Origin of the sequence: Streptomyces sp. NPDC059010 (assembly GCF_042740355.1) — a bacterium.
Taxonomy (GTDB): domain Bacteria; phylum Actinomycetota; class Actinomycetes; order Streptomycetales; family Streptomycetaceae; genus Streptomyces.
In genome coordinates, this window is the sequence record NZ_JBHYJA010000019.1 from 173,927 (window position 1) to 189,903 (window position 15,977).

Genomic DNA, 15,977 nt, shown 5'->3' on the forward strand with positions numbered 1-15,977 from the left:
GGGGGGGGGGGGGGTGGGGCGGGGCGCGGGCGGCGGCCGCCGCACCGCGCGCCCCGCCCCGCCGCCCCGCGCCGGGGGGGGGCCCCCCCCGCCGCGCAGCTTTGCTTACGCGAATTTCCTTCGCTCGAATTTACGTGAGGAGTGGAGGGAAAGCGAGTCGGCCGTCATAACAATGTGGAAAAGGTGAGGGTTCCTTTGATGCGCAGGAGCCGAAGGGCGTTCGCGCCTGGATGCACGGTTTGCACGGAGGGGCACGAGGTGGCACTCGGCGGCGCCTGACCGCCCACGACGACACACGGTGGCGGGCCAGGCGGGTCCAGCAAACGGACAGTTTCTGACCTACATCCGGCCTAACGTCGCCCCATGACTGTCACTGTCACATGGGACGAGGCGAGCGCACGGCGGCTGGAGCGGCAGTTCCTGGACCGTCCGGCCGGGCTGGGCACACCGGTCGCCGAGGTGGTCGGGGCGATGCTGGGCGCGCATGCGCAGGTGCTGTCCGCTGCCGAGGTGTCGGTAGGGGTGCGGGCCACCGGAGTGACACGGGCGGACGTCCGGGCGGCGCTCTGGGACGAGCACACGCTGGTGAAGACGTTCGGCCCGCGCGGCACCGTGCATCTGCTGCCCGCCGCAGAACTGCAGCTGTGGTGCGGTGCGCTGAGCGCGATTCCGACGGGGGCGAGCCCGTTTCCGCCGGACGCGCGGGTGACGGAGGAGCAGGCGGAGCAGATCGTCGCGGCGATCGGGGACGCCCTCGACGGGGTCTGTCTGACCGTGGACGAACTGGGTGCGGAGGTGGTCGCCCGCACCGGTCCCTGGGCCGGTGACCTGGTGATGCCCGCCTTCCAGGACATGTGGCCGCGCTGGCGGCAGGTGATGCACCGGGCGGGTCAGTCGGGTGCGCTGTGCTTCGGACCGAATCGGGGACGGAAGGTGACGTACACGCGGCCGCGAGCGGCCGATCCGGGAGCGGTGGGCGAGGGGGCGCCGTCGGGAGCGGCGGGCGAGGGTCCGGTGGGCGAGGGGGCGATCGGGGAGCTGGGGTGGCTCGTGCGGCGGTATCTGCGGGCGTACGGTCCGGCCACGCCGCAGCACTTCGCCAAGTGGCTGGCGGCGCCGACGGGATGGGCGGTGGGGCTGTTCGGGGAGCTGGCGGAGGCGGGGGAGGTCGAGGAGGTCGCGTTCGAGGGGGCGGCGGCCTGGGTGGCGGCGGGTGACACCGAGTTCCCGGACGGGCGGGTGCGTGGGGTGCGGTTGCTGCCGTACTTCGACGCGTACGCCATCGCCGCGCAGCCTCGCGAGTCGCTGTTCCCCGGGCAGGCGTACCGGCGTGCCCTGGCGGGCGGCCAGGCGGGGAACTACCCGGTCCTCCTGGTCGACGGCGTGGTGGCCGGAGTCTGGCACCAGCGCCGCCAGGGTCGTCGTACGACGGTCACGGTGGAGTTGGTCGGACGCGGGCTGACGGGGCGGCTGGAGCGGGAGCTGGGCGAGCAGGTGGAGCGGGCGGGGGATGTGCTGGAGGCGAAGGCGGAGCTGGTGGTCGGGGAGGTGACGGTCGGCCCGCACGCATAGGGGGGCGCCCGCTCAGGGGCCGGGCTTGCGGGCCTCGAAGAGGTGGCGGGTGCTGTGTGCGACGAAGGGGCCGTCGGACCGGATCTGCTCGTGCAGGGCGCGGAGCTGCGGGCGGTATGCCTCGGCGGTGAAGCCGGGGACCATCCACACCACCTTCCGCAGGAAGTGGACGACGGCCGCGATGTCGTGGAACTCGATGCGCAGCCGCTCGGCGCGCAGGTCGACGATGTCGAGCCCGGCGGCCTCGGCGGCGGCGCGCTCGCGGTCCGGGTGGCGGGCGTCGCGCTGCTCCTCCGGGAGGGGGCCGAGGAAGTACTCGACGAGCTCGAAGACGCTGCGTGGCCCGACGTGCTGGGCGAGGTAGGTGCCGCCGGGCTGGAGGACACGGGCGATCTCGGCCCAGTGCGGGCTGACCGGGTGCCGGCTGCCGACCAGGTCGAAGGCGCCGTCGGCGAAGGGCAGCGGGGCGTCCTCGGGCGAGGCGACGACCGCGACGCCGCGCGGGCCGAGGAGGGCGGTGGCCTTGGCGACGTTGGGCGGCCAGCCCTCGGTGGCGACGGTGCGGGGCGGGACCTTCGGATCGGCACGGCGCAGCGCGAAGTCGAGTGCCTCTCCTCCCCCGGTCTGGATGTCGAGGGCGGCGCTGGCGCGGGACAGCCGCTCGGCTAGGGACGTGGCGTACCCCCAGGAGGGCCGCGCCTCGGTGGCACGCCCCTCGAACCAGGAGAAGTCCCACCCCTCGGTGGGCACGGCGACGCCTTCGGCGACGAGGTCGTCGAAGCTACGGGGTTGCTCGTTCACAGTGCCGCCACGGTGCCGCTCAACCTCCGAGAACAAGCAGTACGTATCCGTCCTCGTCGACGTCCCCGCCCTCGTCCCCGTCGTCGCCGTGGTGGAGGGTGCCGGCGCGCTGGAAGCCGTGGCGTTCGAGGAGTCGTACGGAGGCGGTGTTGGTGTGGAAGGGGTCGGCGTACAGGGGGCGGGTCGTTTCGAGTTCGAGGAAGAGGCCGAGGGCCTTGGTGCCGATGCCTCTCCCCCAGTACGGCCGTCCGAGCCAGTAGCCGAGGAAGCGGCGGTCGTCGTCCCACCAGGCCACGATGTTGCCGGCGACCTCCTCCCCCGCCAGGACGGTCTGTACAAGGCCCGTCTCGTTCCCGAGCACGCGGGTCCGCCAGTGCTTCATGAAGGCGTCCCGCGGCCGGGGCGTGAACCTCGACCGCCGGACGGCTTCCGGGTCGTGCTCGTAGGCGAGGAAGGCTTCGAGGTCGGAGTCCAGGACGTCTCGGAGGCTTACGTCAGTCATGTGCGGGAGTGTGGCAGGAGCCACTGACAACGCCGCCGAGCCGACGGCGGAAGCCGACGGAGCCGTACGGCCTACGGAACCAGCGGCCGCACTTCCTCGGCCGCGAACCGCACGAACCCCTCCGGATCGGGCTCGTCCCCCGTCGGCTGCAGCACCACCGTGTCGGCACCGGCGTCCGCGAGCCGCTGCACGGCCTTCGCGACCGTACCGGCGTCCCCGGCGACGCCGAGATCGGGCACGGATCCGAGCCCTTCCTCGGCGAGCTCGGCCTTGACGCGGGCGGCCGCGTCGGGCCCGGTGGCGGTGAGGAGGTAGACGACGACGGGGTGCGTGCCTCCACGCCCGGCCGACTTCCGCCCCTCCTCGATGAGCTGCCGTGCCCGCCGTACCCCCTCCGGTGGAGTCGAGGCGGTGAGCAGGGTCCCGTCGGCGGCCTCGCCGGCGAGTCGCAGCGAGCGGGGTCCGGTGGCCCCGGCGATGACGGGCACCGGCTGGGCGGGCGGCCAGTCGAGGGCGACGTCGTCGAGGCGGACGTAACGCCCCTCGGTGGTCACCCGCTCCCCGTTGAGCAGGGCGCGCAGGGCGACGAGATGCTCCCGCAGCAGGGTCATCGGCGACTCGGCCCGGGCCCCGACCTGCGCCATCCAGTCCTGCACACCGTGCCCGACGGCGAGGATCGGACGGTCCGGGAACATACGGTGCAGGGTGGCGGCCTCCATCGCGGTGATGGCGACGTTCCTCAGCGGGACGGGCAGCAGCCCGATGCCGACCTTGACCCGCTCGGTCCAGGCGAGGGCGGCCGCGGCGGTGGAGATCCCGCCCTCCCGGAAACAGTCCTCCCAGAGCCACAGCTCTTCGAGGCCTGTCTCGTCGGCGAGCCGGGCGACGGATCGGAGTCGTTCGGGGGCGAGTTGGGGACGGAAGACTGCGCCGAGTGCGGTCATGGGATCTTTCCTACCCGGGTAACACTCGGCGGACAACCGGATTTCAGGAGGTGCCCGGGAATGGGGCGGCGATGGCGTGACGGACGAGGGACGCTGACGATTCACGGGGAGCGGGGCGAGGTCTCGATCCCCTTGGAGGTGGCGTCGTCGTACCGGGCCCGCACCAAGGGCCTGCTGGGCCGCGACGCCGTGGACGGGGCGCTGCTCCTGACCCCGGCGGGCGGCGTGCACACCTTCCGTATGCGCATCCCCATCGACGTCGCCTACCTCGACCGCAAGCTCACCGTCATCGCCGTACGCACGATGGAACCCGGCCGCCTGGGCCTGCCCCGACTCCGCTCACGGCATGTGCTGGAGGCGGAGGCCGGGGTGATGGCGGGGTGGGGGGTGCGGGTCGGCGTGCGGGTGACGATGACGGCCGAGTGACCGTACGTCAGCCCTGCGCTTCCCCTCCCGTCAGCCCTGCTCCTCCCCTTCCACCAGCCCGGTCTGCACCAGCAGGTTCCCCTGCTTGCGCGAGACGAAGATGCCGCGCCCGGCCGGCATGGCACGCGGGCGTACGTTGCCCAGGATGTCGCCCTCGTTCGGGTCGCCGGAGAGCACGACGCCCTGCGCGCCCAGCTCCTTGATCCGCTGCATGAAGGGTTCGTACGAGGAGCGGCCGGCGCCTGCGGTGTTGCGGGCGACGATGAAGCGGATGCCGACGTCGCGGGCGAACGGGAGGAGTTCCGTGAGCGGGGCGAGGGGGTTGCCGCCGGACGTCGAGACCAGGTCGTAGTCGTCGACGACCACGTAGATCGTCGGGCCGCTCCACCAGTTGCGGGCCCGCAGCTGGTCGGCGGTGACGTCGGGTGAGGGGGTGCGGCGGCGCATGAGGTCGGCCAGCGCCTCGACGTGGTGCTCCATGGCGTTGGACATGGGCACGTACTCGGCCAGGTGGGTCGCCGGTGCCGCGTCCAGGAGCGAGCGGCGGTTGTCGATGACGAAGAGCTTGGCGGAGTCCCCGTCGTGGAGATCGGTGATCTGCTTGATGAGGAGGCGCAGCAGATTGGACTTGCCGGACTCGCTCTCGCCGAAGACGAGGAAGAAGGGGTCCCGTTCGAAGTTGACGAAGACGGGTTCCAGGTTGTTCTCGTCGAGCGCGAAGGCGACGCCGCGGTCCTGCTGCGCGGGGGCTGCGGGCAGGTCCGCGAGGGGCAAGTGGCGCGGCAGGAGGCGGACTGCGGGCGCGCCGGGTGCTGTCCAGTGGCGGTCCACGTCGCGGCTCATGGCGGCGGTGGCCTCGGAGAGGTTGTCGTCGGAGTGGATGCCGTCGATGCGGGGAACCGCGGCCATGAAGTGCAGTGCTTCGGGGGTGACGCCCCGGCCGGGCACACCCGTCGGGACGTTTCCGGCTGCCTTGCGGTCCAGTTCGGAGTCCATGGGGTCGCCGAGCCGCAGTTCGAGGCGGTTCACCAGCAGGTCCTTGAGGTTGGCGCGGACCTCCATGGCGCGGGAGGCGGTGAGGACCAGGTGGATGCCGTAGCCGAGGCCTCGCGCGGCGATGTCGAGGACGGCCGCCTCCAGGGCTTCGTACTCCGTGCGGAAGTTCCCCCAGCCGTCGATGACCAGGAAGACGTCGCCCCAGGGCTGGTCCGCCACCGAGATGTCACCTCGGGCCCGCAGCTTGCGGAAGGTGGCGATGGAGTCGATGCCGGCGCTGCGGAAGTACTCCTCACGGCGCGTCAGGATGCCGTACACCTCGGCGACCGTGCGGCGCACCCGCTCGGGGTCCAGGCGGGAGGCGACGCCGCCGACGTGCGGCAGTCCGGAGACGGCCGACATGCCGCCACCGCCGAAGTCCAGGCCGTAGAACTGGACTTCGTGCGGGGTGTGGGTCAGCGCGAACGCGGCGATGATCGTCCGCAGCAGCGTCGATTTACCCGACTGCGGGCCGCCGACGATCTGCATATGGCCCGCGGCCCCGGAGAAGTCCCGGTAGAGCGTGTCGCGCCGCTGTTCGAAGGGCTTGTCGACGACGCCGAGCGGCACGATGAGGCGGCCGGCGCCCTGGTAGCCGGGCTGGGTCAGGCCGCGGCCCTGCTCCGCGGCGAGTCCCGTGAGCAGGGCGTCCAGCGACGGGGGGTTGTCCAGCGGGGGCAGCCACACCTGGTGTGCGGCCGGGCCCTGCCCGGTGAGGCGGCGGACGATGACGTCGAGCACGGTGTCGGCCAGCGCGTCGTCCCCGCTCGCCCGTGGGTCCGGTACCTGGGCCCGGGGGTCGGGCTGGACGTGGTGCACCGGCACGGGGGCGGCGGTGAAGGGCACGGGACGGCGGTCCACGGGCAGTTGCCCGTCCCCGGTGATGGCCGCTCGGGCGGCGGCGGGCCGGTGCGCGCCGGAGACGTAGGCCGCCTTGAAGCGGGCCGTTTCGTCGGTGCCGTACTTCAGGTAGCCCGAGCCCGGGACGTTCGGCAGGTGGTACGCGTCCGGCACACCGAGGGCGGCGCGTGACTCGGCCTCGGAGAACGTCCGCAGTCCGATGCGGTACGAGAGGTAGGTCTCCAGACCGCGCAGGCGGCCTTCCTCCAGGCGCTGCGAGGCGAGCAGCAGGTGGACGCCCAGGGAGCGGCCGATGCGGCCGATCTGGACGAACATGTCGATGAAATCCGGTTTGGCGGTGAGGAGTTCGCTGAACTCGTCGATGACCAGGACGAGGGACGGGATGGGCTCCAGCGCGGCGCCGGCCGAGCGGGCCTTCTCGTAGTCGTGGATGTTGGCGAAATTGCCCGCCCTGCGGAGCAGTTCCTGCCGGCGGTTGAGTTCGCCGCGGATCGAGTCGCCCATGCGGTCCACGAGGGTCAGGTCGTCCGCGAGGTTGGTGATCACCGCGGCGACGTGCGGCAGGTCCGCCATGCCGGCGAAGGTGGCACCGCCCTTGAAGTCCGCGAGGACGAAGTTCAGCGTCTCCGAGGAGTGGGTCACCGCGAGGCCGAGCACGAGGGTGCGCAGCAGCTCGGACTTGCCGGACCCGGTGGCGCCGACGCACAGGCCGTGCGGGCCCATGCCGTCCTGCGCGGCTTCCTTCAGGTCCAGCATCACCGGGCCGCCGTCCTCGCCGACCCCGATCGGGACACGCAGGCGCTCGGCGCGGGAGCGCGGGCGCCAGGTGCGGCCGACGTTCACGGACTCCGCGTCGTCGAGATCGAGGAGATCGGTGAACTCCAGGTTGGCGAGCAGCGGTTCGTCGGAGTCGCCGCCGGACGCCATGTACAGGGGCGCGAGTTGGAGTGCGAGTGCCTCGGCGGCCTCGGGACTGAAGCGGTCGGGTGTCCCTTGGTAGACATGGCCGTCGCCGGACTCCAGGCGCAGCGATTGCGGATGCACCACGACCGAGAGGCCGCCGCGTGCCCCGGTGAGCCTGCCGGGCACGACCTCGATGACCGTCACACCCTGGAGCCCTTCGGCCGCCGCCAGCGCCGACAACGGCGACAGGGCCTCTTGGTCGAGTACGACGACGATGTGCGGCTGTTCCAGCAGGGGCTGGCCGCCGGGCTGGAACCGGGGCCGGCCTTCGAGCTCCTCCTTGAGCAGCAGCTCCAGGTCCTGCGCGTCGGACGTGATGAGCCGTCGGCTGCCCGCTCCGTCGCTCCCCTCGGTCTGGACGTGGGGCAGCCACTTGGCCCACTCCCAGTGCGGGGCCGCGTCCTGCCCGGCGGCGATGGCGACGACCAGGTCGTCAGGAGAGTGCAGGGAGACCAGGGAGGCCACCATGGCGCGCGCGGATGCCCGGACATGGCTCTCGTCGCCGCTGAGGGTGAGGTGGTAGAAGGCCCGCAGCGAGATCGCCATGGGCAGGCCCTCGATCGTGCTGTGCGCGCTGAGGAACTGCTTCATGGCCCCGGCGGTGAGCGGCTCCAGCTCGTCCACCGGAGCGGTCTCGGGCGCGATCAGCGCACTGGCGAGCTGCTGGCTGCCCAGACCGATCCGCACCTGCCCGAAGTCGTCGTCACTGACGCGCCGCTCCCAGATACGGCTGCCTTCGGCGACCAGCGCCCACAACTGCTCGGGCGCCGGATGCAGATAGAACTGGGCGTCACGCTGCTGTCGAGCGGTTCTCAGCACCGTACGACGAGTTTTCGCCAGGTACTTCAGGTAGTCCCGCCGCATATCGGCGAGCTGTCCCTGGGTCCCCCGCCGATAGCGGACGAGCATGGCAATGCCCATTCCGATCGTCGACGCGATCATCACCATGCCCATGATGCGCATGACCGGATTCGGCGTCATGAAGAAAAAGACGACGGAACCGCCCATCCCCAGCATGGGCAGCAACTGCATCAGCGCGCCCTCCTGCTGCCCTCTGGGCAGCTCGGGCGGGGATTGCAACTGCACTGGATCGGCGGGCACCTCGGCCGGCAAGGTCCTCGGTGGCCGTTTGACGACGATCTGGCTCAAAGCTGACCCGTCCCCCTCGCGGACTGAAGAGCCCTTGTCCGCACCCCCGTGGCGCCGACTCCATCCGAATTGGATCTGAAGCAGATCCTACTGGCGGGCACTGACATTACGGACGGTAGGGTGGCGGCACGCGTGTGCGCACCCGCGAAACCCGCGAACAGTCGGCGGTTTCCGCGAACAGTCGGCGGTTTCGGGGACGTTCACGGTCATTTCGGTGGCATTCACGGCCATGCGGAAGTCGACCGGGTAAGAGCGGACACGCAAACGACCGGGACCGGGGCGCGGAACGCGATCTGAGAAGCACCGCGAGGGGGAGCAGTAGGTGCCTACAACGGTTCGAGCGGCGGGGGCCGCAGGAAATACCGGCGGTTATGCGGGACCGGGACCGGGGGCCCATACGGGACCCGGGACACCGACCACTCGCAGCACCGGCTTCCGCCGGATCATCGTGGCCGCGCCGGACAGCCGTATCGATATGGCGCTGCCCGACGACATCCCGCTCGCGCACCTCTACCCGGAGATCCTGCGCCTGTCCGGCCAGAGCCCGGCCCCCGGCGCCCCGGTCGGATACCACCTGGTGCGCCGCGACGGCACGGTGCTCGACGAGGCCCGCTCACTCGCCGCGCAGCGCATCGCCGACGGCGAGTTCCTGCTGCTGCGCCCCTTCTCCGACTCCCTCCCGCCCGCGGTGTTCGACGACGTCTCGCACGCCACCGCCAGCGCCGTCACCCGCGACCGCGCCCTGTGGAACGACGAACTCCTGCGCGGCGCGGGACTCTTCGGCGGCAGTGTGCTGCTGATGCTGCTCGCCTTCGTGGCCTGGAGTTCCGACATCCGCCACGACATGAACGGCCTCCCGGGCATCGTCGCCGCGGTCTCGGGCGTCGTCCTCCTGGCGATCGCCGCCGTACGCGCCCGGGTGTACGGCGACCGCGGATCGTCCGTGGCCTTCGGCATGGGGGCCCTCGCGAACCTGGGAGTCGCCGGCAGCGGGCTGCTGGCGCTGCCGGCCGGAGAAGGCATCGGCAGACTGCAGTTCCTGCTCGCCTGTGCCGCCGTGCTGGTCGGATCGGTGGTGCTGGTGATCCTCACGCCGAGCGGCGACAGCCCCTTCGTCGCCTTCGTGTTCGCCTCGGCCATCGGCATGCTGCTCACGTTCGTGTCGATCCTCACCGAGATGCAGCCGGTCGAGACGGCGGCGGTCTGCTCTCCGCTCGCCCTGGGCACGCTCGCGTTCCTGCCGGGCCTCGCCACCCGTTTCGCCCGCCTTCCCATCGGCTTCGACCCGCCGCGCACCGCTGTCGGCAGCGGCTACGACGACGCCGACTCCGACGACGAGGGCGACGGCACCGCGGCAGCGGCCGCGATCGACGCCGAACGCATCGCCGCCCAGGCACGGCGCGGCCACGAACTGCTGCTCGGCCTGGTCGGCGGATGTGCGCTGGTCGCGACGGGTGCGGCCGCGGTGCTCGGATTCTCCGACGACCTGTGGGCCCAACTCCTCGCGCTCGCCACGGGCCTGGCCCTGCTGATGCGCGCCCATCTGTTCCGGCACACCGTCCAGGTGGCCTGCACACTCGCGGCCGGCCTCGCCTCGCTGGTGCTCCTGGGGCTCGGCCTCTCCCTCAACCCGCCCGGCTGGATGGTCCTGGAGGCGCTACGGGGTGACGGCGCCGCCCTGGACATCAGGCTGGTCTGGCTGTCGGTCGCGGTGGCCGTCGTCGCCGGGGCGATCGCCGCGATCGCGCTGGTCGTGCCCAGCAAGGGGGTCACCCCGTTCTGGGGCCGCTTCCTGGAGATCGCCGAGAGCTTCGTACTCCTGACGCTGCTGCCGCTATGTCTTGCGGTATTCGGCGCGTACCAGCAGATGCGGTCGCTGTCTTCGTGACGACGACAGTCTTGGGAACCAGATCAGCCGGCGGGGGAAAGAGGCAGCGGAACCATGGCATCACGGCGGGATGAGCTCAACGCCTACACCTTCGCGCGACGGCGCCTGGTCGGGCAGTTCCTCCAGCCCAACCCGAACGGCACGGAGGAGGGTTGGCCACGCCCGCTGCGCGCGGTCGTGCCGGGTGCGATCGTCGCGACGGTCATCCTCGCGGCGTTCGGCGCCTGGGGCATGTTCAAGCCCACCGCACCGCAGGGCTGGGACAAGCCCGGCGAGAACATCATCATCTCCAGCAAGTCGACCACGCGGTACGTGATCCTGACGACCGGCGACAAGACGCAGCTGCACCCGGTGCTGAACATGTCCTCGGCGAAGCTGCTGATGAAGCCCGACAAGGGCAAGGTCATCAACGTGGACGAATCAGTCCTGGACAACGGCAAGATCCCGCACGGCCCCACCCTCGGCATCCCCTACGCCCCCGACCGTCTGCCCGACGCCGACGAAGCCGGCTCGAAGAAGCGCTGGGCGGTGTGCGAGCGCCCCGGTGAAGGCGGCCGTGCCATCCAGAAGGCCGCGTTCATCCTCGCCCAGCGCGACATGGACCGGACCGAAGGCGCGGAACGGCTGCGCGGTGGCGAGCTGATGTATGTGGAGGGACCGGGCCCGGACCGTACGCGGTACGTGGTCGACGCTGCGGGGACGGCGTATCCCGTGCGGAACGAGGAACTGCTGCTGCGCACAGTCGTCGGCGGTACGGAGCCCCAGCGGGTGTCGGCCGGCTGGCTGAACACCTTGCACAAGGGCGACCCCATCGCCTTCCCGGAGATCCCCGACAGGCCCGCCGCCGACGCCGGGATCCAGGGCCAGCTGCCGGCCAAGGCGAACAAGATCGGCATGGTCCTGGAGGCACCGTCCGGCACCAGGATCCAGAAGTACGTCGTCCTACAGGGGCGGGTCGCGCCGGTCTCGGACTTCATGGCGAAGCTCCTGCTCAGCAGCGAAGCCCTGACCGGCCTTGGGCAAGCGAGCCGAGCGATGCCCGTCAGCGCCGCCAGTTTCACGCCCGGGGAGCCCTTCGGCGCGGAGAAGACCTGGCCTCAGCGGGAGCCGGAGCCGGTCAACTCGGCGAGCACCGACAAGGGCAGCCGCAACACGGTCTGCAATGTCCTGCGCGACGTGGACGAGGACAACCAGGGCGCCACGACCCTGAGCACCTGGGCGGGCAAGGACTTCCCGGCCCCCCTTCCCACCGGTTCGAGCAGCGCGTACGTCACCCCCGGATCGGGCCAGTTCTTCCGCCAGTTCACGGGATCGTCGACCCGCTCCGGCTTCTTCTTCCTGGTCACCGACACCGGCCTGCGCTATGCGATGCAGTCCAACGGCGACAGCGAGACGGACGACGCGGGCATCGGCTCCTCGGGCACGGCAACCGAGAGGCAGCAGCAGCGTGCGGCGGCGTTGGATGAGGCCCAGCAGGCGCAGAACCACCTGGGCTACAAGGACGTGACGCCGGCTCCGATCCCGGCCGCGTGGTCGGCGTTCCTGCCGACGGGACCTCGTCTGTCGACGGGGGCGGCGCGGCAGCCGCAAGGTTCGTGAGGGGGTGGGTCGGGTGATGCGTACGGCTCGCCACCTGAACCGGGTGCGCCTTCTCGCTGGAACGGCCGCCGCCGCTTTCGCGTGCCTCGGGGTGTTCCCGGCTCCTACCGCCACCGCCGCCGATCAGTGCGCCTTCGGGGAGAAGGTGTACGAGGGCCGCCCCTGGGCGTTGCAGCGGGTCATGTTGGACGAGTTGTGGAAGCAGTCCATGGGCGAGGGCGTGCGCGTCGCGGTCATCGACACGGGCGTGGACGTGAAGAACCCTCAGCTCACCCCGGCCGTGGACGTCAAGAGCGGCCGTAACTTCCTGCCTCCGAACCTCAAGGACGACAACGGCAACAAGATCGAGCGCGGCAGCGAGAACGGCACCACCGACATGGTGGGCCACGGCACCAAGGTCGCGGGAATCATCGCTGCCAGGCCGGCGAAGGGCACGGGCTTCGTCGGCCTGGCCCCGAAGGCGACGATCATCCCGATCCAGCAGAACGACGCGGAGGGCCACGGCGACACAACGAGCCTGGCCAGGGCCATCAACTACGCCGCCAACGAGGCCAAGGCCAAAGTCATCAACATCTCCCAGGACACGGCCAATGCGGTCAAGCCCAGCTCGAAGCTGGAACAGGCGGTGAAAAACGCCCTGGCCAAGGGGATCGTCATCGTCGCCTCAGCCGGCAACGACGGCCTCGGAGGCAACCTGAAGAAGACCTACCCGGCGTCGTACGACGGCGTCCTGGCGGTGGCCGCCGCGGACCGCAACAACGAGCGCGCGTACTTCTCCCAGTCCGGCGAGTTCGTCGACGTAGCGGCACCCGGGGTGGACATGGTCTCCACCGTCCCGATCGGAGGACACTGCTCCGACAACGGCACGAGCTTCTCCGCGCCCTACGTCGCCGGCGTCGCGGCCCTGATCAAAGCCAAGCACCCCACATGGACGCAGGAACAGATCACCGCCCAGATCATGCAGACCGCGGAACGCTCCATCCCCGGCCATGACCGCCTGGTCGGCTGGGGAGTCGTCGACCCCGTACGCGCCCTGACGGAGGACGACAAACCCATCGACCACCCGGTGCCGAGCAACGAGGGCGCAGAGCGCGCCCAGGCCCCCACTGTCGCCCAACTCCCGCTCGGGGAAACCCCGCAGGAGCGGGCCGTCCGCCTCGGGACGTATGTGGTGGTGGGCAGCCTGGTGCTGGTGGCGGTCATCGGGGGTGGGGCGGTGGCGGTGCGGGATGCGCGCAGGAGGACGCTTCCGCGATAGCCGAGAAGCTCGTTGGTCCTGTCACTGGTAGTGGCTAGAGTGACACGCATGCAGTTCGGTGACGTTCGCGTCACCGCGATCGCAATGACCGGCGGTCGCAGCAAACGGGGAGCACGGGGATTGCGGGGATTACGGGGGAGGCGACTGTCATGCCGTGTGCAACTCACCACGGCTGCGCGCCGTTCGTCACTCGCCGTTCGCCACGTGGCTTCTCCTGGTCCAACCCGTCGGACCTCAACAGCACCGGGAGGAAGAACAGATGGCAGGAACCCAGAAGGTCACAGATGACGTACTGCGGCAGTTCGAGCAGGAGTTGAACGAGCGCTTCGGATCGGTGAAGCAGCAGCTCCAGCAGCTGCACGCCGTGATCGACGGCGTGGAAGGCAAGTGGCAGGGTCAGGGTGCCGTGTCCTTCGACCGCAAGCAGACGGAAATCAACGAGCGCATGGCCCACATCGGCAATCTGCTCGTCCGTTTCCAGAACGCGGTCAACGACAACCGCCGCATCGCCGGCAGCAACGACGAAGAGATCTTCCAGGCCCTGGCGGGCATCGACACCGGCGGCTCCGGCTCGGCCGGCGGCGCCGCCCCGTCCGGGAAGACCTCGGCCTTCTCCGGCATGTAGCGCGCAGCAGCACCGCAATACACCGGAACACCGGCTACGAAAGGAAGTTGGAGCAGCCATGGCAGTGGACAACGGCACCATGCTCGTCACCTACGCGGAACTTGAGCGCGCCGCAGGGGACATCACCTCCCAGGCCAAGAAGCTGGACACGGACCTGGAAGCCCTCCAGCAGCGGATGAAGGACCTCTCCGCCTTCTTCGAGGGCGAGGCCAAGACCGCGGCGGACGGCCTCCACCGCGAGTGGGACATCAAGGCCAGGGAAATCCACCAGGCCCTCAACGCCATCGCGAACGCGGTCCGCGAGGCGAGCGCGGCGTACAGCGCGGCCGACCGTAAGGCCGCCGCCAACTACTGACGCGGCAGGCCTGGTTCAACACTCGGGGTGGGTACGCACGGGAGGTACCCACCCCGAGTGGCTTCGGTTGAGTACGCGTACACACTCCTGACCGGGTAGCAGCGCCCATTCGCCGCGCTCCCCCACGGACATACCGTGCCCGCATGCCAGAACAGCCCGCCCCGACCCGCACAACCACCGCACCGGCAGAGCCCAGTTCCTCTTCCTCGGTGCTCCCCGCCCTCGGATGCGGCTGCGCCGCGCTCATCGGCATCCCCCTCGTGGCGGTACTCGTTCTGATCGGCACGCTCGCCTGGGACAACCGGGGATCGACCGACTTCCCCCGCGTCGCACCCGAGGACATGGCGAGCCGCACCTTCCAGCGCTCCCAGGAGGCGTACGACGTCCTGGGGTTCAAGCGCACCGTGGAACCGGGCGCCGAGGACATCGGCGTCAGCACGGTGAACACGCTCAGCTCCAGATTCTGCTGGACCAGTGGCCCGCTCGGCCTTGAGGACAAGACCGTCGACGGCGCCTACCAGATGAGCCACGACTGGGCACTGGACCACGTGCCCGCGAGCCAGGCGGTCTCCGGCCTCCGCCGACTGCACGAGCACCTGAAGGACGACGGCTGGGAGGTCACGGCCTACCGAGAGGGCGGTAAGGCCAAGCCTTGGGACCTGTACGTCCAGCGCAACGACGGGGACGAGGGGATGTCCTTCACGTGGTACCCGGACCGGGAGTACTTCACCGGCGTCACGGCCGTGCCCTGCGCCTACGACCCCACCTGGCAGACCGGCGACACGGGCCCGTCCGGGGAGGGCCAGAGGCCGCCGGTCCTCGGGCCCTCCCAGCGGGGCTGAACCTGTTCCAGGGTTTCCAGACCGATCGAAGACCCTTGAGCCCATCCAGTTTCACTGCCCGGCAAAGCAACAGGTGTTACACATTTCCCAGACGCGTAACACCTGCGGCCGATACACCAACTGCGTGTAGATCCCCCACTATCAGTCCGAGCCCTATTACCCATCTCTAAGTGTGTGACCGCCATCTGTCCGGCGCTGCTCCCGGCGGCTTTGATGGGAGCCTGTCCACACCGCCGCCGCCATCTCCTAGTCCGCTGTTGTTGTCCGACGGCCGTCTCCCGCACTGTCCCGCCGGGCCGCGATCAGGGCCAGTACCCCGAGCACGATCAGTCCCGGTGCGCCGGAGACGGGGTAGAGAATCTGCAGCGGCACGCCGATGGCGAGCAGATACCAGCCCAGCTGTGCCGGGAGCCTGCCGGTGTCACGGACGATGCGTTGGCTGAGTGTGCCAAGGGCGAGGAGGCCGAACCCGGCGAGGAAGAACCACATCTCGTACTCACGCTGCGGCTTTCCGGGAACGGCGTTCCAGAACCCGTCGTGGGCCACCTCACCGAAGGTGCTGGAGGCGACCAGGGACACCGCGAAGTGCACGGCAGCCAGTCCGATCACCAGTCGGGGAATCAAGCGCGTCATCGTCAGCCTCCCTGATTCCTGCGGCCCTTGAGACTCCTCAAGACAAGGCGCCGGTTTCGGCGGAGGGGAACGCGAGTGGAGGCGGCGACGTATGCCGTCAGCCCTCCGAGCGCCAGACACAGCGGGGAGTACAACGTGAGGTCCCAGCGGGTGAAATCGGTCGGCCGGCCGGTCGCAGCGGAGGAGACCAGACCAGCGGCACCTCGCAGAAGCAGCACGCCTGCGACGACCCATACGCCCTGGCGCACCGAACGACGTGGCCGCACCCCCGAGAGCTGAGGGACCAGGTCGGCCTGGGCCGCGACCACATAGGACGCCGCTGCGAGCGCCGCCGCGACCGCGGCCGTCAACTGCGGTGTGGGCAGGCCGGCTTCGGTGACCCCGACAACCGTACGGGCGAAATCGGCACGGCTGGCCAGCGGCCAGGGAGAGAAGGTCCAGATCCCGTGCAGTGCCGCGACCGCACCGAGGCCGACTGCGGCCGTCCCGCCGGCGAGTTTCGTCATCGTCATACGGCTCCCCCA

General features: G+C 70.4%; 14 protein-coding genes. 8 read left to right on the forward strand and 6 right to left on the reverse strand.

From position 1 onward, the window contains the following. Window positions 1–363: 363 nt before the first annotated feature. Window positions 364–1,572, forward strand: coding sequence for a winged helix DNA-binding domain-containing protein (locus tag ACFWYS_RS22405; protein ID WP_384771627.1), 1,209 nt, complete (start codon window positions 364–366; stop codon window positions 1,570–1,572). A 12-nt stretch (window positions 1,573–1,584) separates the two neighbouring features. On the opposite strand, the gene ACFWYS_RS22410 is transcribed toward ACFWYS_RS22405, so the two are convergent. The 3 genes from ACFWYS_RS22410 to ACFWYS_RS22420 form a co-directional block, all read right to left on the reverse strand. Further along, on the reverse strand, window positions 1,585–2,373 hold the full coding sequence (locus tag ACFWYS_RS22410) for a class I SAM-dependent methyltransferase (protein WP_384771630.1): 789 nt from the start codon (window positions 2,371–2,373) through the stop codon (window positions 1,585–1,587). Window positions 2,374–2,392: 19 nt separating this feature from the next. Then, window positions 2,393–2,875 (reverse strand): GNAT family N-acetyltransferase, encoded by a 483-nt coding sequence (locus ACFWYS_RS22415; protein ID WP_384771633.1) that lies wholly within the window; start codon window positions 2,873–2,875, stop codon window positions 2,393–2,395. A 71-nt stretch (window positions 2,876–2,946) separates the two neighbouring features. Continuing rightward, the gene (locus ACFWYS_RS22420; RefSeq protein ID WP_384771636.1) at window positions 2,947–3,819 is read right to left on the reverse strand and encodes an LLM class flavin-dependent oxidoreductase; all 873 of its coding nucleotides are present in this window, start codon (window positions 3,817–3,819) and stop codon (window positions 2,947–2,949) included. Window positions 3,820–3,879: 60 nt separating this feature from the next. Between ACFWYS_RS22420 and ACFWYS_RS22425 the strand changes: the two genes are divergently transcribed. Continuing rightward, window positions 3,880–4,245: a DUF192 domain-containing protein gene (locus ACFWYS_RS22425; protein ID WP_384771638.1), complete on the forward strand. Its 366-nt coding sequence runs from the start codon at window positions 3,880–3,882 to the stop codon at window positions 4,243–4,245. 30 nt (window positions 4,246–4,275) lie between these two features. Here the strand turns inward: ACFWYS_RS22425 and eccCa are convergent, their stop codons facing one another. After that, the gene (eccCa, locus tag ACFWYS_RS22430) at window positions 4,276–8,253 is read right to left on the reverse strand and encodes a type VII secretion protein EccCa (protein WP_384771641.1); all 3,978 of its coding nucleotides are present in this window, start codon (window positions 8,251–8,253) and stop codon (window positions 4,276–4,278) included. A 322-nt stretch (window positions 8,254–8,575) separates the two neighbouring features. On the opposite strand from eccCa, the gene eccD reads away from it, so the two are divergent. From eccD to ACFWYS_RS22460, 6 genes are all read left to right on the forward strand, one after another. Then, window positions 8,576–10,141, forward strand: a complete 1,566-nt coding sequence (eccD, locus tag ACFWYS_RS22435; protein ID WP_384771644.1) for a type VII secretion integral membrane protein EccD — start codon at window positions 8,576–8,578, stop codon at window positions 10,139–10,141. A gap of 54 nt (window positions 10,142–10,195) precedes the next feature. Then, the gene (gene eccB / locus ACFWYS_RS22440; protein WP_384771647.1) at window positions 10,196–11,740 is read left to right on the forward strand and encodes a type VII secretion protein EccB; all 1,545 of its coding nucleotides are present in this window, start codon (window positions 10,196–10,198) and stop codon (window positions 11,738–11,740) included. Between the two features lie 16 nt (window positions 11,741–11,756). After that, the gene (mycP, locus tag ACFWYS_RS22445; protein ID WP_384771649.1) at window positions 11,757–12,998 is read left to right on the forward strand and encodes a type VII secretion-associated serine protease mycosin; all 1,242 of its coding nucleotides are present in this window, start codon (window positions 11,757–11,759) and stop codon (window positions 12,996–12,998) included. A 259-nt stretch (window positions 12,999–13,257) separates the two neighbouring features. Next, a complete protein-coding gene (locus tag ACFWYS_RS22450; RefSeq protein WP_384771652.1) occupies window positions 13,258–13,623 on the forward strand; it encodes a WXG100 family type VII secretion target in 366 nt (121 codons plus the stop codon). A 58-nt stretch (window positions 13,624–13,681) separates the two neighbouring features. After that, window positions 13,682–13,978: a WXG100 family type VII secretion target gene (locus tag ACFWYS_RS22455; protein ID WP_062720929.1), complete on the forward strand. Its 297-nt coding sequence runs from the start codon at window positions 13,682–13,684 to the stop codon at window positions 13,976–13,978. A gap of 143 nt (window positions 13,979–14,121) precedes the next feature. Next, complete coding sequence (locus tag ACFWYS_RS22460) at window positions 14,122–14,820, forward strand: hypothetical protein (protein ID WP_384771656.1); 699 nt, start codon at window positions 14,122–14,124, stop codon at window positions 14,818–14,820. 246 nt (window positions 14,821–15,066) lie between these two features. On the opposite strand, the gene ACFWYS_RS22465 is transcribed toward ACFWYS_RS22460, so the two are convergent. Continuing rightward, entirely contained in the window at window positions 15,067–15,453 is a 387-nt protein-coding gene (locus ACFWYS_RS22465) for a DUF6463 family protein (protein WP_384771659.1), read from the reverse strand. Window positions 15,454–15,455: 2 nt separating this feature from the next. Then, a partial coding sequence (locus ACFWYS_RS22470; protein ID WP_384771662.1) for a DUF3995 domain-containing protein occupies window positions 15,456–15,977 on the reverse strand: 522 nt, incomplete at its 5' end.